The 15447-nt window shown below is 73.3% G+C and carries 14 protein-coding genes; 4 read left to right on the top strand and 10 right to left on the bottom strand.

Going from position 1 to position 15447, the window contains the following annotated elements:
* Positions 1–14: 14 nt before the first annotated feature.
* From ABZK10_RS07135 to ABZK10_RS07120, 4 genes are all read right to left on the bottom strand, one after another.
* Entirely contained in the window at positions 15–2075 is a 2061-nt protein-coding gene (locus ABZK10_RS07135) for a hypothetical protein (protein WP_353808481.1), read from the bottom strand.
* Positions 2076–2176: 101 nt separating this feature from the next.
* Positions 2177–3562, bottom strand: coding sequence for an FAD-dependent oxidoreductase (locus ABZK10_RS07130; RefSeq protein ID WP_353808480.1), 1386 nt, complete (start codon positions 3560–3562; stop codon positions 2177–2179).
* On the bottom strand, positions 3559–4656 hold the full coding sequence (locus tag ABZK10_RS07125) for a polyprenyl synthetase family protein (RefSeq protein ID WP_353808479.1): 1098 nt from the start codon (positions 4654–4656) through the stop codon (positions 3559–3561). Before ABZK10_RS07125 ends, ABZK10_RS07130 begins: the two co-directional genes overlap by 4 nt.
* Before the next feature lie 70 nt (positions 4657–4726).
* Entirely contained in the window at positions 4727–5434 is a 708-nt protein-coding gene (locus ABZK10_RS07120) for a demethylmenaquinone methyltransferase (protein ID WP_353809630.1), read from the bottom strand.
* Between the two features lie 173 nt (positions 5435–5607).
* Here ABZK10_RS07120 and ABZK10_RS07115 point away from each other — a divergent pair, with 173 nt between their 5' ends.
* Positions 5608–5892: a DUF427 domain-containing protein gene (locus ABZK10_RS07115; protein WP_353808478.1), complete on the top strand. Its 285-nt coding sequence runs from the start codon at positions 5608–5610 to the stop codon at positions 5890–5892.
* A 122-nt stretch (positions 5893–6014) separates the two neighbouring features.
* Complete coding sequence (locus ABZK10_RS07110; RefSeq protein WP_436408527.1) at positions 6015–7277, top strand: isochorismate synthase; 1263 nt, start codon at positions 6015–6017, stop codon at positions 7275–7277.
* Between the two features lie 154 nt (positions 7278–7431).
* On the opposite strand, the gene ABZK10_RS07105 is transcribed toward ABZK10_RS07110, so the two are convergent.
* The 3 genes from ABZK10_RS07105 to ABZK10_RS07095 all read right to left on the bottom strand — a co-directional run bounded on the left by ABZK10_RS07105 (position 7432) and on the right by ABZK10_RS07095 (position 10588).
* Positions 7432–8256 (bottom strand): SGNH/GDSL hydrolase family protein, encoded by an 825-nt coding sequence (locus tag ABZK10_RS07105; RefSeq protein WP_353808476.1) that lies wholly within the window; start codon positions 8254–8256, stop codon positions 7432–7434.
* A gap of 75 nt (positions 8257–8331) precedes the next feature.
* Positions 8332–10191: a 2-succinyl-5-enolpyruvyl-6-hydroxy-3-cyclohexene-1-carboxylic-acid synthase gene (gene menD / locus ABZK10_RS07100; RefSeq protein ID WP_353808475.1), complete on the bottom strand. Its 1860-nt coding sequence runs from the start codon at positions 10189–10191 to the stop codon at positions 8332–8334.
* On the bottom strand, positions 10184–10588 hold the full coding sequence (locus ABZK10_RS07095; protein WP_353808474.1) for a PLD nuclease N-terminal domain-containing protein: 405 nt from the start codon (positions 10586–10588) through the stop codon (positions 10184–10186). The genes menD and ABZK10_RS07095 overlap by 8 nt, the downstream gene beginning before the upstream one ends.
* Positions 10589–10725: 137 nt before the next feature.
* Between ABZK10_RS07095 and ABZK10_RS07090 the strand changes: the two genes are divergently transcribed.
* Complete coding sequence (locus tag ABZK10_RS07090; RefSeq protein WP_353808473.1) at positions 10726–11112, top strand: DUF4229 domain-containing protein; 387 nt, start codon at positions 10726–10728, stop codon at positions 11110–11112.
* 13 nt (positions 11113–11125) lie between these two features.
* Here the strand turns inward: ABZK10_RS07090 and ABZK10_RS07085 are convergent, their stop codons facing one another.
* The 3 genes from ABZK10_RS07085 to ABZK10_RS07075 are packed head-to-tail and all read right to left on the bottom strand — an operon-like array spanning position 11126 to position 14358.
* Positions 11126–12124: a 1,4-dihydroxy-2-naphthoate polyprenyltransferase gene (locus tag ABZK10_RS07085; RefSeq protein ID WP_353808472.1), complete on the bottom strand. Its 999-nt coding sequence runs from the start codon at positions 12122–12124 to the stop codon at positions 11126–11128.
* Between the two features lie 13 nt (positions 12125–12137).
* Positions 12138–13400, bottom strand: a complete 1263-nt coding sequence (locus ABZK10_RS07080; protein WP_353808471.1) for an AMP-binding protein — start codon at positions 13398–13400, stop codon at positions 12138–12140.
* A 34-nt stretch (positions 13401–13434) separates the two neighbouring features.
* Positions 13435–14358, bottom strand: coding sequence for a 1,4-dihydroxy-2-naphthoyl-CoA synthase (locus ABZK10_RS07075; protein ID WP_353808470.1), 924 nt, complete (start codon positions 14356–14358; stop codon positions 13435–13437).
* A 64-nt stretch (positions 14359–14422) separates the two neighbouring features.
* Here ABZK10_RS07075 and ABZK10_RS07070 point away from each other — a divergent pair, with 64 nt between their 5' ends.
* Positions 14423–15424: an o-succinylbenzoate synthase gene (locus ABZK10_RS07070; protein WP_353808469.1), complete on the top strand. Its 1002-nt coding sequence runs from the start codon at positions 14423–14425 to the stop codon at positions 15422–15424.
* Positions 15425–15447 lie beyond the last annotated feature (23 nt).

The following is a 15447-nucleotide window of genomic DNA, read 5'->3' as shown; positions in this document are numbered from 1 at the left end:
TCGTGCGACCGCCGTCACTCCACGGGCACGACGGTGCCGTCGGTACCGATCCTGCCGATCCAGATCGGCGACTTCCCGCCCACCCCCGGCTCGGCGCGGTGGTTGAGCGCGATCGGCCACGCGGTGATCGTCGTGCTGAGCGTCGCCGGCGGCGGCGACGAACTCCACGGGACACGCTCCGGGTCGAACGCGACGAGCATGACGGCGCCCTCTCCGAACACCTCGACCGCCGACGCGAGGTCGCGGTCGTCGACGTCGCCCGGGAACGACACCGCGTCGACGCCGCACACGGTGCGGAGCGTGGGGACGTAGCCGTCGATCCCCCGATCGAGTACGACTGTCGGCCGCCCGTCGAGTGCTGCGCAGACCTCGCGAGCCTGTGCGAGCCGCCCGCCGTGCTCGCGCACCGGGAACATCGGCCCCCATGCCAGCAGCGGCACGACGAGCAGCGCTGTCAGCATCACCGCAACGGTCGCATGCACGACACCTGTCCGAACCCGAGCGGATCGGGCGGCGCGCTGCGCCAGCAGGCGCACGAGCCAGATCGTGAAGAGCACCAGCGCTGGGATCGCCGCCGCAAGGAACCGTCGTTGCGCCCACACCTGATCTGCGACGATGCTGGGCCGGACCAGATAGAGCAGCGTCGGCACGCCGAGTATGCACAGCGCGAGGAAGAGCCTGCGGTCGGAGTCGAGGACGGCGCGCGTGAGCGCCGCCCCGAGGCCGAGCAGTCCGCACGCGACGAGACCCCAACCGAGATACAGCGACAGCCAGTGCACCGTGTACTCGACGTAATTGCGATCCGGCTCGACCGGGAGACCGAGGTACGACTGGAGGAACTCGATGTACGGGCTCTCGCCCGACTGCCGAGACACCATCCACAGCGGGCGGCTCACCAGCACCGCCCCCACGGCGGCCACCGCGGCGAAGAGGCTGAGCGCGATGCCCTTGCGGTGCCGCGACACCCAGCGGCGCGGCGGCCCCGAAACCGGTTCGGATGACACGATCTCACCGACGACGAAGACGACCGCGAGGCCGATCAGCATCGGGCGCACCACGTCGATTCGCCCTGCGACGTAGACGATGCTGTTGGCGGCCATCTCGGCGAAGCCGAGGATGAGCACGAGGAATGCGCCGATGCGGGCGGCGGAGGCGCCGCGCCGCAACGCCGCCCGAGCGTCCGCGTCCGCGCGCGTTGCCACGGCCGCGGCCAACGCCACCACCAGTCCGATGACGAGCAGGGCGCCGTCGACGCGGGCCAACCCTGCGGCACCGATCAACGCGCCACCCACGAAGTAGTGGCGGCGGTCGCCCGTCGAGAACGCGACCCAGAGGGTCGTGAGCCCGCCGAAGACCATCGCCATCATGAGCGGCTCGGTGAACGCGGAGCGGCTGAAGTACGCCATCGGCACGGTGATCGCCATCCCCGAGAGCGCCACCAGCCCCCACAGGGGTCCGAGCAGCCGCCGAGCGAAACCGTAGAAGCACAGCAGGGCGAATCCGCCGATGACGACGTTCCCCGCGAGCACCGCCGGAACACCCCCGATCCAGCCGGGAATCGCCAGCAGCCCCGGAAGCAGCTTCGCACCCTGGATCTGCAGCACGTCACCCTGCAGGGTGTACGCGTTGGACTCGATCATGGCCCCCGGCACGGCGGCGACGACGTCGGCGGATGACCCGACCGGAAGGCTGGGCGACAAGTGCTCCGTCAACCAGATACCGGCCTGCGCGAGGAAGGCCGGGTCGCGCGGGAGGTCGATCCATTCGCCGGCGAACGGGAGGTTGATCGCCACCCACGCCACCACCAGCAGCACTGCCGCGCCTGCGGAGCGTGCCGCGAATCGCGCGGTGTACGCCGGCAGCCGCCAGCGCCACGTCAGCACGCTGGCGACGACGACCACGACGAGCAGGAGCGGGTGGAACACGTGAAGCGCGATCGCCGCCGTGACCGTGACGCACAGCCAGAGGAACGGGACCAGGCCGACGTCGGGCAACGCGGCGACCGCTGACGCGACCCGACCCCGACTCACGAGCGAGCGGAACCGCGCGGCTGCCTCCGGGATCGGCTGGCTCACGGGCACCTCATGTCGTCGTACGGGTGCGGCGCAGGTGATCCGACGTGAGCGGATGCCGCAGTTCTGACGTGCAGCGTAGCGGCAGCCGCGCCGGGCCGGGCCTACGCTGTGAGCTCGCCCCGCGAGATGTCGACCATCTCGTCGCGCGGCACGACCTTGATGCGGGTGCGGCCGTCGGCGGCGCCGAGGGCGAGCTCGTGCTCGTCGAGGCGGTGCCAGCCGGCGAGGTCGGTGTAGCGCACGCCGCGCTCGTCGAGCAGGTCGGTGACCGACTGCTCGGAGGGCGAGGCGGGCGACCACCAGTTGCCCACGTCGTTGATGAGGTGGCGGATGGTCTCCATGGCATCCGACTTGGTATGGCCGATGAGGCCGACCGGGCCGCGCTTGATCCAGCCGGTGGCGTAGACGCCGTACATGCGGCCCGACTCACCGGTCTCGGGGTCGTGGCGCAGCACCTGGCCCTCGTGGTTCGGAATGACGCCGTAGTCGTGGTCGAACGGGATGCCCGGCAGCTCGGAGCCGAAGTAGCCGATGGCGCGGTAGACGGCCTGCACCGGCAGCTCGCGGATCTCCCCCGTGCCGACCACGCCGCCCTCGCCGTCGGAGCGGGTGCGCTCGTAGCGGAACGCGCCGACGCGGCCCGTGCCGTCGTCGACGACCTCGAGCGGCTTGGCGAAGAAGTGCAGGTGCAGCCGGCGCGACGCCTGGCCGGTCTCGCGCTGGCGCCACTGGTTCAGCACCTTGTCGATCACGAAGACCTGCTTGTTGCCGGCGACGGCCGCGCGCGCGGCGTCGTCGTAGTCGAAGTCCTCGTCGTAGACGATCATGTCGACGTCGTTCAGCTCGCCGAGCTCGCGCAGCTCGAGCGGGGTGAACTTCACCGAGGTCGGTCCGCGGCGGCCGAACACGTGCACGTCGGTCACCGGCGAGGCCTTCAGCCCGTCGTAGACGTTCGCCGGGATCTCGGTCGGCAGCAGGTCGTCGGCATGCTTCGCGAGGATGCGCGACACGTCGAGCGCCACGTTGCCGTTGCCGATCACCGCGACCGACTGCGCCTCGAGCGGCCACTCGCGCGGGTAGTCGGGGTGCCCGTCGTACCAGCTCACGAAGTCGGCCGCGCCGTACGAGCCCTCGAGCTCGATGCCCGGGATGCGCAGCGGGGCATCCTGCACCGCACCGGTCGCGAAGATCACCGCGTTGTAGTGGTGCTTGAGGTCGTCGAGCGTGATGTCCTCGCCGAAGCGCACGTTGCCGAAGATGCGGATGTCACCGCGGTCGAGCACGTCCCGCAGCGCGGTGATGATGCCCTTGATGCGCGGGTGGTCGGGAGCGACGCCGTAGCGGACCAGGCCGTAGGGCGCCGGGAGGTGATCGAACAGGTCGATCGAGACGTCGAAGTTCCGCTCCGACTTCAGGAGGATGTCGGCGGCGTAGATGCCGGCGGGGCCTGCTCCGACGATGGCCAGGCGCAACTTGCTGCGAGTCAACTCGTTCTCTCCACGATGGTGTCTGCGAACTTGGTCAGCGCCTTCTTCACGCTGCCCTCGGGAAGCGGGGCGATCGCCTCGACGGCCCAGCGCGCCCAGCGCTGCGCCTCGTCGATCGTCTCCCGCGTGACGGGGTGGTCGCCCAGTTCGGCGATGGTCAGTTCGGCACGTGCGATGACGGATGCATCCGCCTCGAGTGCGTCGGCGGATGCCGGTGCCCCGACGACGTCGCGCTCGATGCGGTCGAGGAGGGATGCCGCGTCGGCATCGGTCGCCGCGAGGCGACGCAGCTTCAGCAGGGGCAGCGTCACGACGCCCGCCCGCAGGTCGGTGCCGGGGATCTTGCCCGTGTCGTCGCCGGTCGGCGCGAGGTCGATGACGTCGTCGACCAGCTGGAAGGCGACGCCGATGCGCTCGCCGAAGTCGACGACGGGCTGCTCGAGGGCCGGGTCCGCCCCCGAGAACGCGATGCCGGCACGCGCGGCCGCGGCGATGAGCGCACCGGTCTTGTCGGCGAGCACCTGGATGTAGTGGTCGATCTCGTCCTCGCCCTCGGCGGGGCCGACCGTCTCGTGCAGCTGGCCGAGCACCAGCCGTTCGAACGTGGCCGCCTGGAGCTTCAGCGCGCGATCGCCGAGCTCGGCCATGAGCTGGCTGGCGCGGGCGAAGAGCAGGTCGCCGGTGAGGATCGCGACCGAGTTGCCCCACACGTTCTGCGCGGTGGGCACGCCGCGGCGCTTGTCGGCCTCGTCCATGACGTCGTCGTGGTAGAGCGAGGCGAGGTGGGTGAGCTCGATGGCCTGCGACGCGAGGAGCACCTCGTCGGTCGTTCCGTTGCCGAGCCGCGCGATGAGCAGGGTGAGCAGCGGGCGCACCCGCTTGCCGCCGGCCTCCAGGAGGTAGCGGCCGGAGACGTCGGCGATCGGGTCGGCGAAGCGCGCCTCTCGCTCGAGACCGGCCTCGACCTGCTCGAGCCCCGCGTCGATCGCACGGGCCATCGCACGGTCCTCACTCGAGCTGAAGATCCGTTCGCTGATCCCGAGGCTCGACGCCAGCTTCGAGCCGCGTCGCGGCACCTGCACGCTCGGATTCACCCCACCAGCCTACCGACCGCGCCATGCGCGAGCCGCCACGGGGGCGCCGGGAGACGCCGGGTGACGGATGCTACGCCGACGCGGGCACGAACCCGCGGTGCAGCGCCACCACGCCCATGGTCAGGTTGCGCCACTGCACGCGCTCGAACCCGGCCTCCCGCATCCACCCGGCGAGCGCCCGCTGCGACGGCCAGTTCGCGATCGACTCGTTCAGGTACTCGTAGGCGTCGTCGTTCGAGCTCGCGAGCCGCACCAGCGCGGGCATCACGGTGCGCTGGTAGAAGCGGTAGCCGGTGCGCACGACCCCGATCGGCGGGTGCGAGAACTCGCACACCACGAGGCGCCCGCCGGGACGCGTGACGCGCAGGAACTCCCGCAGCGCCGCCTTCGGGTCGACGATGTTGCGGAGCCCGAACGAGATGGTCACCGCGTCGAACTCGTCGTCGGCGAAGGGCAGGTTCGTGGCATCCGCCTCGACGAACGAGAGGTTGCGGTGCCGCCACTGCCGGTGCATGCCGACGTCGATCATGCCCGGCGAGAAGTCCGCGGCGACCACGGTCGCCCCGGTGCGGGCGATGCTCGCGCTCGAGGTGCCCGTGCCGGCGGCGACGTCGAGCACCTTCTGGCCGGGTCGCGGGTCGATCGCACGGGTCGTCGCGATGCGCCAGAGCGGCGCGTTGCCGAGCGACAGCAGGTCGTTGGTGAGGTCGTAGCGCTCGGCGACCTGGTCGAACATGGCCGACACCTGCTCGGGCCGCTTGGAGAGGTCTGCGCGCATCACGCCACCAGCCTATTGCGATTCGGCGGGCTCGCAGCGGGCGTCCGGGAGAATCCCAGAGTGGGCGGAATGCGTGCGAGGGCCCATGCGTTGTCATGCAACGAGGCCGACGGCCTCGGGGCGACGCCTCGCCGGCGGCGCCCTTCCACGTCCCCCTGGTGGAAGGAACACCCATGAAGGCGATCTGGAACGGCGCCGTGCTCGCCGAGTCCGACGAGACGGTCGTCGTCGACGGCAACCACTACTTCCCGCGCGGCTCGATCAACGCGGAGTACTTCACCGAGAGCCGCAACCGCACCGTCTGCCACTGGAAGGGCACCGCGAACTACTTCCACGTGAGCGTCGACGGGTCGAACAACCCCGACGCGGCATGGACCTACGCGCAGCCGCTCCCGGAAGCGCGCCACCTGGCCGACCACGTCGCCTTCTGGCGCGGCGTCGAGGTCGTCGCGAGCTGACGATCGATGGGCTGCGACGCACGATTCCGGGGCCCAGGCGGGCGGATACCCCGGGCGGCACGCACTCGGAGGTTGCTCCCGGTTCCGCGGCGTAGGCTGGTGCCGTGACGTTCACGGGCCCCATGTCGACGGCGGGTGCGGCGCACCCGGCGGCACGAACACGGCTCCACGTCGAGACCCGTGGCGTCGTCGACCCGGGTGAGCTGCTTCCGCTCGCCGACGCGTCCGCACCGCTCGCCTGGCTGCGCGAGGGCGAGGGCATCGTGGGCGTGGGCGAGGCCCTGCGGCTCGAGTTCCGCGGCGCCTCCCGGTTCGCCGATGCGGCAGACGCGTGGCGGGCCGTCGCGGCCGACGCCGAGATCGCCGACGCCGTCGAGGTGCCCGGCTCGGGCCTCGTCGCATTCGCCTCGTTCACGTTCGCCGACGCCTCGGCCGCGCGCAGCGCGCTCGTGGTGCCGGCGATCGTCGCCGGTCGCCGCAACGGGCGGGCGTGGATCACCCGCATCCGCGTCGTCGACGCCGACGGCGCTGCACCGCCGCTCCCCCACCCGACCGCCTACGGCGCCCCGTTCCACGTGCGGCTGCGCGACGGCGCGCTGCCGTCGGAGGCCTACGAGCGGGCCGTCGCCGAGGCCGTGCGCCGCATCGGCGACGGCGAGTTCGAGAAGGTGGTGCTCGCGCGCGAGCTGCGCGGGCGTATGCCCCGCGGTGCCGACGTGCGACGACTCGTCTCCCGACTCGCCGAGGACTACCCCGACACCTGGACCTTCGCGGTCGACGGCCTCGTGGGGGCGAGCCCCGAGACGCTCGTGCGCGTCGACCGCGGCGGCGTGAGCGCCCGCGTGCTCGCCGGCACGGCCTCGCGGGGCGTCGACACCGACGGCGACCACGACGCCGAGCTGCGGCTCGCGACCTCGACCAAGGACCGCGCCGAGCACGCGTTCGCGGTGCGCAGCGCCATCGACGCGCTGCGTCCGCACACGTCGCGGCTCGAGGCATCCGCCGAGCCCTTCACCGTGCGCCTGCCGAACCTGTGGCACCTCGCGACCGACCTCGACGGCACCCTCGGTGACGGGTCGACCTCACTCGACCTGGTCGCCGCGATGCACCCGACCGCCGCGGTCGCCGGGGTACCCACGGATGCCGCGACGGCCGCGATCGCGGAACTCGAGCGCTTCGACCGCGGGCGCTACGCGGGGCCGGTCGGGTGGATCGGCGCCGATGGCGACGGCGAGTGGGCCATCGCGCTGCGCTGCGCGCAGATCGGCGCGGACGGCACCGTGCGCGCACACGCCGGCGCCGGCATCGTGCGCGACTCCGACCCCGGCGAGGAGCTCGCCGAGTCGACGATCAAGTTCCAGGCCGTCGTCGACGCGATCGGCTGAGTCGCCGAGCGCCGCCCTCGCGGGCCGCGACGTACTCGCGGTGCATCCCGCCGACGGCCGCGACGCCCGCACCGAGTACGCAGAGTGCGGAAACCCCCTGCAGGTTTCCGCACTCTGCGTACTCGGTGGACCGGCCGGCGCGGGTCCGCGTCGGTCAGAGGGCGCCGAGCACGGCGGCCGCGTAGACGGCCTGGCCCTGTGCCGTGGGGTGCAGGAACGTGAGCGGGTCGAACTGGTCTGCACCGAGCCACGGTTCGACGTCGCCGACCTGGTGGCCGAGGAAGGCGAGGTCGAGGCTCGTGTACGTGACGTTCGCGCCCGAACCGGCGGCCGTTCCCGCCGCGAAGGCGATCTGGCCGTCGAGCGCGAGCGTCGCCGCGTTGACCTGGTCGGTCAGCGAACTCAGTCCGGCGACGAACGGGACCGGATAGTCGGTGACGACGATGCGAGCCCTGGGTGCGCGTTCGGAGATGGCGACCAGGAGTTGGGTGAGCTCTTGGCCGATGACCCCGGAGGCGAGCAGCTGCTCCGCCTCGCCGATCGCGGTGAGACACGCGAGCGACTCCGGGGCGGGCGCGCAGATGTCGAAGATCACGCCGACGCCGAGGTCGTTGCCGCCGACCGTGACGGTGACGAGCGTGGTGCCCTTGTTCACCTGGGAGAGCTGCGTGTCCATCACGTCCTCGATGGTCGCGCCCGAGCAGGCGGCGAGGCGCAGCAGGTTGATCTTGGGGTCGGCCTCCTGCGCGTCGAGCAGGTACGGGTACGCGGCGGTGCTGCGGAGGCACCCGTCGAGCGGCGTGCCGGCACCCTGGCCCGCCGCGTAGGAGTCGCCGAGGGCGACGAGCTTCTCGACGGGCGGCGGACTCGGCGGGGCCGCCATGGCCGGCGCTGCCGCGCCGAACAGCAGTGCCGCGGCCGCGAGGACGGCCGTGACGGCGGAGACTGCAGGACGACGGGAGTGCGACAGCAGTGTCATGGCTCGAAAGCTACTCTTCCTCACCTTTTTCCGCTCCCCCCGTTCGGGGGGTTTGCGGAGGCCGTCGTCCGCCCGTCAGCGGGCGAGCGGCACCTCGATGAGGACCGGGCGCTCGTATGCGGAGGTGAGTGCGGCGTCGAGGGCACCCGCCGTGTCGACCAGGCGGTGCTCCCAGCCGTAGGCGCGGGCGAGCGCCGACAGGTCGACCGACTGCGGGGTGAACTGCACGCGGTCGAAGTCGGCGGGGTCGGCGGTGCCGGCCACCTCGAGGGCGTCGAAGATCGAGCCGCCGCCGTCGTTGCCGACGACGACCTGCAGGCGGGGCATCCGCTCCCCCGCGCCCGCGAGCAGCGAGCCGACGTCGTGCAGCAGCGTGAGGTCGCCGACCAGGGCGCGCGTGACGCCGTGCGCCGCGGCCTCGGCCTCCTCGGCCGGGGCGCCGGGCAGCGGCGACTGGCTCGCGATCGCGATGCCGAGGGCCGTGGCGACCGTGCCGTCGATGCCCGACAGGCCACGGTTCGCGTGCACCGTGACGCGGCGACCGCCGACGGCGCGGTCGGCATCGCGCACGAGGCGGGACGCGCCGAACAGCAGGCGGTCGTGCGGCCAGGTCGCATTCCAGACGGCCTCGACGAGTCGGCGGCGGGTCACCGGCTCGCGCATCGCGTCGACGCTCGCACGCACGTACGCGCGGCGTGCGTCCATCTCGGCCAGGTCGAGGTCGTGCTCGTGCGGGGTCGGCTCGACCGACGGCACGTACGACTCGGACGGCGCCGGCTCCAGCATCCGCCGGCTCGTGAAGACCCAGCGACCGACCCACGCGCGGTCCTCGCCCACCGCGCGGCGGGCCTCGACGCGCACGGCGCGCTCGAAGCGATCGACGCCGTGGCCCGGGTCGTACCACTCGCTGCCCGACGGCGCGACGACGATCGACTCGACGTCTTCGCGCGCGACCAGCGCGGGCACCTCGCGGCTGAGCGTCGGATGCCCGAACACGACCACGCGCTCGATGCCGTCGGCGAACTCGGGCTCGCGCAGCAGCGCGCGGTAGGCGACCACGAGGTTCGGGCCGAAGTGCGCGCCGCTCACCACCTCGGCGAAGAGCGGCCAGTCGCCGTCGCGGGCGAACCGCTCGGCCTCGGGGCCCGCACCCGCGCCCGCGACCACGACGGTGCGCGGGCCGTGCGCGATGCGCGTGCCGTGCGCGCCGACCGCGGCGCGGGCGTGCGGGGCGGTGTCGACGACGGATGCCACGAGCGCACCCTGCGCACCCGACCGGTCGCTCGTGCGCGGTGACGCCTCCGCGTCGGGTCGGCCGGCACCGGGCGCCGGGCGCGTGCGCGCTCCCGACAGTGGCTCGCGCATCGCGAGGTTCACGTGCACCGGCCCCGGGCCGGGCTCGGGGCGGAAGCCGCCGTCGGCATCCAGGCCCATCGACGCGGCGACCGCGTCGCGGGCCACGGCGGCCGCGGCATCCGTCTCGCCGTCGAGGCCCTCGGGGGCGGCGACGTCGTGCTCGAAGTGCACCGCGACGCCGAAGATGCCGGGCTGCACCGTGGTCTGGTTGGCGCGGATGCCCTGCAGCTCCGCGGGGCGGTCGGCGGTGAGGACCACGAGCGGCACCCCGGAGTGGTGCGCCTCCAGCACTGCCGGGTGCAGGTTCGCGACGGCCGTGCCCGAGGTCGTCACCACGACGGCCGGGCGTCCCGACTCGCGGGCGAGGCCGATCGCGAGGAAGCCCGCGCCGCGCTCGTCGATGCGCACGTGCAGGCGCACGCGACCGGTGCGCTCGAGCTCGGCTGCGGCGAGCGCGAGCGCCTGGGAGCGGGATCCGGGGCAGACGACCAGGTCGGTGACCCCGGCGGCCACGGCGCCCTCGAGGAAGGCGTGGGCGACGTCGCTCGCCGGGCTCGGCGCGGGCGACGCGTCAGGCATTCGGGCGGCTGCTCGGGGGCGTGTCGCCGTCGTCGTCGCGACGCCGCTGCTCGGTGCGCTCGCCCGGCTCGTCGCGGTCGTCGAGCTCGGCGAGTTCCTCCTCGAGGCGGCGGATGCGCTCCTCCTGGGCCGCGTCGCGATCGAGGCTGCGCAGGAAGTCGGCGTCGTCGTCGGGGGCGACCGTGCGCTGCGATCGACGGGGCGGGCGGCCCGGACGGCCGCGCCCGATGAGGAACCAGAGCACGGCGCCGATGATCGGCACGAACAGGATCACCAGCAGCCACCAGATGCGCCCGATGCCGCGGATGCGCGAGCGGTCGAACATCGCGCAGTCGACGATCGCGTACACCGTGAAGATGACGGCGACGATGCCGAGTCCGAAGAGCAGCCGGGCCATTCCCACAGTCTAGGTGCCAGCGCTGCGGGTGGGCTGGGAACGGCGGGTTCCCGGCGGATGCGCGCGGATCCGCGGAAGTCCGCCGGCAGCGTCGTCGCCCAGCGAGCGCGCAGCCGCGCCGATCTACACTGTTGGGCGTGCGATCCGTCCCGACCTGGGTGACCTACACGGCCCTGCGCCTCCTGGCGTTCGCCGTGCCGCTCACCGTACTGCTCCTCGCCGGCGTGAGCCCCTGGATCTCCGCGCTCGTCGCCGCCCTGTTCGGTCTCAGCGTCTCGGTGATCTTCCTGCGCCGCTCGCGCGACACGATGTCGGAGCAGCTCTACGCCGCACGCCACCGCGAGACGCCCGTCGTGCACGAGGACGACGCCGCCGAGGACGCGGCGGTCGACGCGGCATCCGGTGACGCGGCGGGGCCCGGCGAGCCCGAGGCATCCGCCGACACGGGGGCACCCGTCGACTCCGGCGCAGTGGTCGACTCCGGCGCATCCGCCAAGCAGCAGCCGACCGACTCCGAGCGCTGAACCCGGTCGATCTCTAGAGCGCGAACGCCAGCCCGAGGCCGATGCCGTAGAGCAGCGACGTCGCGCTCGCGAGCTGCAGCGCGGTGATCAGCTCGCGCGAGGTGCGCGCCGTCGCGACGATGAGCACCGCGGGCAGAGCGGCGAGCAGCGCGAAGAACACCAGCCACGCCGTCGGGTAGAGCAGCGCGAAGAACGCCACGGCGAAGAACGGCACCAGCAGGAACACGGCGAAGAGCACGCGGCCGACGGCCTTGCCGACGAGCACCGCCAGGGTGCGCTTGCCCGCCGCGCGGTCGGGCCCCACGTCGCGCAGGTTGTTCGCCATGAGCACCGCGCAGGCGATGAGGCCGAGGCCTGCGCCCGTGACCCACGCCTCGAGGTTGACGGTGAGCGCCTGCACGTACGCGGAGCCGGCCGTCGCGACGACGCCGAAGAAGACGAACACGAACAGCTCGCCGAGGCCGTAGTAGCCGTACGGATGCTTCCCGCCGGTGTAGAACCAGGCGGCGACGATCGCGACCGCGCCGACGGCGAGCAGCCACCACTGCTGCGTGATCACGACCAGCGCGAGGCCCGCGACCGCGGCGACCGCGAAGCTCGCGAGCGCCGCGATGAGCACGTGGCGGGGCTTCGCGAGACCCGAGCCGGTGAGGCGGGCGGGACCGACGCGGTGCTGGTCGGTGCCGCGGATGCCGTCGGAGTAGTCGTTCGCGTAGTTCACGCCGATCTGCAGCGCGAGCGCGACGATCAGGGCGAGCAGGGCGCGGTACGGATGCCACGGGCCGTCGGGGATCGCCACGACACCCGCGCCCGTGCCCGCCACGACCGGCGCGATCGCGAGCGGCAGGGTGCGCAGGCGCGCACCCGAGATCCAGTCGCCGAGGGTCGCCCGGCGCCGCGGTGCGGCGGGCTGGTTCGTGCGACCGTTGCGCGCGGGGTTGCCGGAGCGGCCGTACGTCTTCGTGCGCTTCGCGGGCTGGGGGGCGGATCGGTCGGGGGTCTGACGTGCCACCCGACCATGCTAGTCAGGAGGGATCGCGGCGACCGTGCTCGTCGTCCGTGGCCCTGCTGGGGGCTTCCGATGCATCGGCCATGAGTGCGGCGATGGCGCGGCGATCGGGCTTGCCGCTCGCCAGCATGGGCAGCTCGTCGAGGGTGCGCTGACGCACCGGGCGCGCGGCGGGCGGGAGGCCGGCCTCGTCGGTGGCGGCCGCGAGCCGCGCCGCGGCGACGGCGGAGCCAGTCGTGACGACGGCCGGGCGCTCGCCCCACTCCGGGTCGGGCACGGCGACGACCACCGCATCGCCCAGCCCGTCGACGGCCCGCACCGCACGCTCGACCTCGCCGAGCGCGACCTTCACGCCGCCCGAGATGATGACGTCGTCCGCACGGCCGCGGATGCGCAGGCGACCCTCGTCGTCGACCGAGCCGAGGTCGCCCGTGCGGTACCAGCGGGTGCCGTCGGGGTCGGTGGCGAACGCGATCGCGGTGCGGGCACGGTCGAGGTCCACGCGCGCGGGCGAGCCGACCGGGGCCGCCAGGTAGCCCTCGGCGAGGCTCGGCGCAGACAGCTCGACCAGGTCGTCGACCACCCGAACGCACACGCTGTCCAGCGGGCGCCCGTCGTAGACGCAGCCGCCCGCGGTCTCGCTCGAGCCGTAGGTGCGCGTCACGCGGGCGCCGAGGGCTGCGGCGCGTTCGACGAGGCCCGACGGCGCGGCCTGGCCGCCGAGGAGCACGCGGTCGAAGCGCGCGAGCGCCTCGCGCACGCCGCGGTCGTGCTCGGCGGCCTCGACGAGGCGCGCGAGCTGCACCGGCACCAGCGAGGTGTACGCGCGGTCGTGCGCACGGCGCAACGGTGCCGCGACGGCGGCGAAGCCTGCCGGGTCGAACCCGTCGATCGGTGCGACGAGCGGCTCCGTGCCCCCGGCGAGCGCGCGCACGATCACCTGCAGGCCGGCGATGTAGTGGCCGGGCAGTGCGAGCACCCAGCGGCCGGCTCCGCCGAGGGCGTGCTCGGTCGCGGCGGCGCTCGCGCGCAGCGCGTCGGCACTCAGCGCGACGCGCTTCGGCGCAGCGGTCGATCCGCTCGTCTCGACGACCACGGCGATGCGGTCGTCGACCTCGCCGACCAGCGTCCCGGAGGCGGGCGCGTCCGCGCCGGGATGCATCGGATGCCCCGCCGGCACGGGGAACACGGCCGCGCCGCCACCGTGGAGCGCGGCGCGCAGCGCGGCGACCAGCCCGGGGACATCCGCCGCCGCGACCGCCACCAGTGGGCGGCTCATGCTCGCTCCCGCGGTCGCCGGCCGTACGGCCGCGTCAGAAGTGCCACGGGTACGGGCCCCAGTCGGGGTCGCGCTTCTGCAGGAACGCGTCGCGGCCCTCGACGGCCTCGTCGGTGCCGTACGCGAGACGGGTCGCCTCGCCCGCGAAGACCTGCTGGCCGACCATTCCGTCGTCGACCGCGTTGAACGCGAACTTCAGCATGCGGATCGCCGTCGGCGACTTGGTGAGGATGGTGCGCGCCATCGAGACGGCCTCGCGCTCGAGGTCGGCGTGCGGCACGACCCGGTTCACGGCGCCCATCTCGTAGGCGCGCTCGGCCGAGTACTCCTCGGCGAGGAAGAACACCTCGCGGGCGAACTTCTGCCCGATCTGACGGGCGAAGTAGGCCGAACCGTAGCCGGCGTCGAAGCTGCCGACGTCGGCATCCGTCTGCTTGAACCGGCCGTGCTCGGCGGATGCGACGGTCAGGTCGCACACCACGTGCAGCGAGTGCCCGCCGCCGGCCGCCCAGCCGGGCACCACCGCGATCACGACCTTCGGCATGAAGCGGATGAGGCGCTGCACCTCGAGGATGTGCAGGCGGCCCGAGCGGGCCGCGTCGATGCCGGATGCCTCCTCGCCGTCGGCGTACCTGTACCCGTCGCGGCCGCGGATGCGCTGGTCGCCTCCCGAGCAGAACGCCCAGCCGCCGTCGCGCGGACTCGGCCCGTTGCCCGTGAGCAGCACGACGCCGACGCGCGGGTTCGTGCGGGCGTCCTCCAGGGCCGCGTAGAGCTCGTCGACCGTGTGCGGGCGGAAGGCGTTGCGCACCTCCGGCCGGTCGAACGCGACCCGGGCGATGCGGCCGTCGCGCGAGTGGTGGTACGTGATGTCGGTGAAGGCTGCGCCGCCGGTGACGGATGCCGAGGCATCCGCCCATTCGCCCGCGTCGAAGAGTTCGGAGACCTGCTCGCCCATGCCTCCAGCCTAGTTCCGGGCGGCAGGCAGGGGCGGCAGGCGGGCGCGGTGCCAGACTGGGGGCATGAGCGCCGACGCACTGCCGACCCTGCACGACCTGCTCGCGACGGCGCGGGTGGTGGCGCTGCCGCTCGTGACCCGGTTCCGCGGCATCGACGTGCGCGAGGCGCTGCTCATGGAGGGCCCCGAGGGCTGGACCGAGTTCGCGCCGTTCGCGGAGTACGACGACGACGAGGCATCCGCCTGGCTCGCCGCCGCGATCGACTTCGGCTGGCGCGAGACGCCGCCGGCGCACCGCAACCGCATCGTCGTCAACGCGACCGTGCCGGCGGTCGACGCCGACGAGGTGCCCGCCGTGCTCGACCGCTTCCCGGGCTGCCGCACCGCCAAGGTGAAGGTCGCCGCCGGCGACCAGACGCTCGCCCACGACGTCGCGCGCGTGCGCGCCGTGCGCGAGGCGCTCGGGCCGGAGGGTCGGGTGCGGCTCGACGCCAACGGCGGCTGGAACGTCGACGAGGCCGAGCACGCGATCCACGCGCTCGCGGAGTTCGACCTCGAGTACGTCGAGCAGCCGTGCGCCACCGTCGAGGAGCTCGCCGAGATCCGGCGACGCACGAAGTACATGGGCATCCCCGTCGCGGCCGACGAGAGCGTGCGGCGGGCCGAGGATCCGCTCGCGGTCGCGTCGGCCGGGGCGGCGGACCTGCTCGTGATCAAGGCGGCGCCGCTCGGCGGCATCCGGCGCGCGCTCGACATCGTCGCGCAGGCGGGGCTGCCGGTCGTGGTGTCGAGCGCCCTCGACACGAGCGTCGGGCTGGCGATGGGCGCGCACCTCGCGGCATCGGTGCCCGACCTCGACTACGACTGCGGGCTCGGCACCGCCTCGCTGCTGGCGGCGGATGTCACGGGGCATCCGCTCATGCCCGAAGACGGGTCGATCCCGGTGCGGCGGGTCGAGGCGGATGCCGCGATGCTCGACCGTCACGCCGCCGACGCCGACCGCACCGCCTGGTGGATCGCCCGCCTCGAGCGCTGCCACGCCGTGCTCGCCGGCCGCGTCGCGTGAGTGCGTGCGAGACCCGTCAGAAG

Origin of the sequence: Agromyces sp. SYSU T00194 (genome assembly GCF_040496035.1) — a bacterium.
GTDB classification, from domain to species: Bacteria; Actinomycetota; Actinomycetes; order Actinomycetales; family Microbacteriaceae; genus Agromyces; species Agromyces chitinivorans.
Note: the sequence above shows the minus strand (reverse complement) of the source record. Positions and strands in the feature narration are given on the sequence as shown.

Bases quoted from the DNA above. Each gene is read 5' to 3' on its own strand.
- ABZK10_RS07120 (WP_353809630.1), bottom strand. From the start codon at position 5,434: ATGCGCGCAGACCTCTCCAAGCGGCCCGAGCAGGTGTCGGCCATGTTC.
- ABZK10_RS07115 (WP_353808478.1), top strand. From the start codon at position 5,608: ATGAAGGCGATCTGGAACGGCGCCGTGCTCGCCGAGTCCGACGAGACG.
- ABZK10_RS07110 (WP_436408527.1), top strand. From the start codon at position 6,015: ATGTCGACGGCGGGTGCGGCGCACCCGGCGGCACGAACACGGCTCCAC.
- ABZK10_RS07105 (WP_353808476.1), bottom strand. From the start codon at position 8,256: ATGACACTGCTGTCGCACTCCCGTCGTCCTGCAGTCTCCGCCGTCACG.
- menD (WP_353808475.1), bottom strand. From the start codon at position 10,191: ATGCCTGACGCGTCGCCCGCGCCGAGCCCGGCGAGCGACGTCGCCCAC.
- ABZK10_RS07095 (WP_353808474.1), bottom strand. From the start codon at position 10,588: ATGGCCCGGCTGCTCTTCGGACTCGGCATCGTCGCCGTCATCTTCACG.
- ABZK10_RS07080 (WP_353808471.1), bottom strand. From the start codon at position 13,400: ATGAGCCGCCCACTGGTGGCGGTCGCGGCGGCGGATGTCCCCGGGCTG.
- ABZK10_RS07075 (WP_353808470.1), bottom strand. From the start codon at position 14,358: ATGGGCGAGCAGGTCTCCGAACTCTTCGACGCGGGCGAATGGGCGGAT.
- ABZK10_RS07070 (WP_353808469.1), top strand. From the start codon at position 14,423: ATGAGCGCCGACGCACTGCCGACCCTGCACGACCTGCTCGCGACGGCG.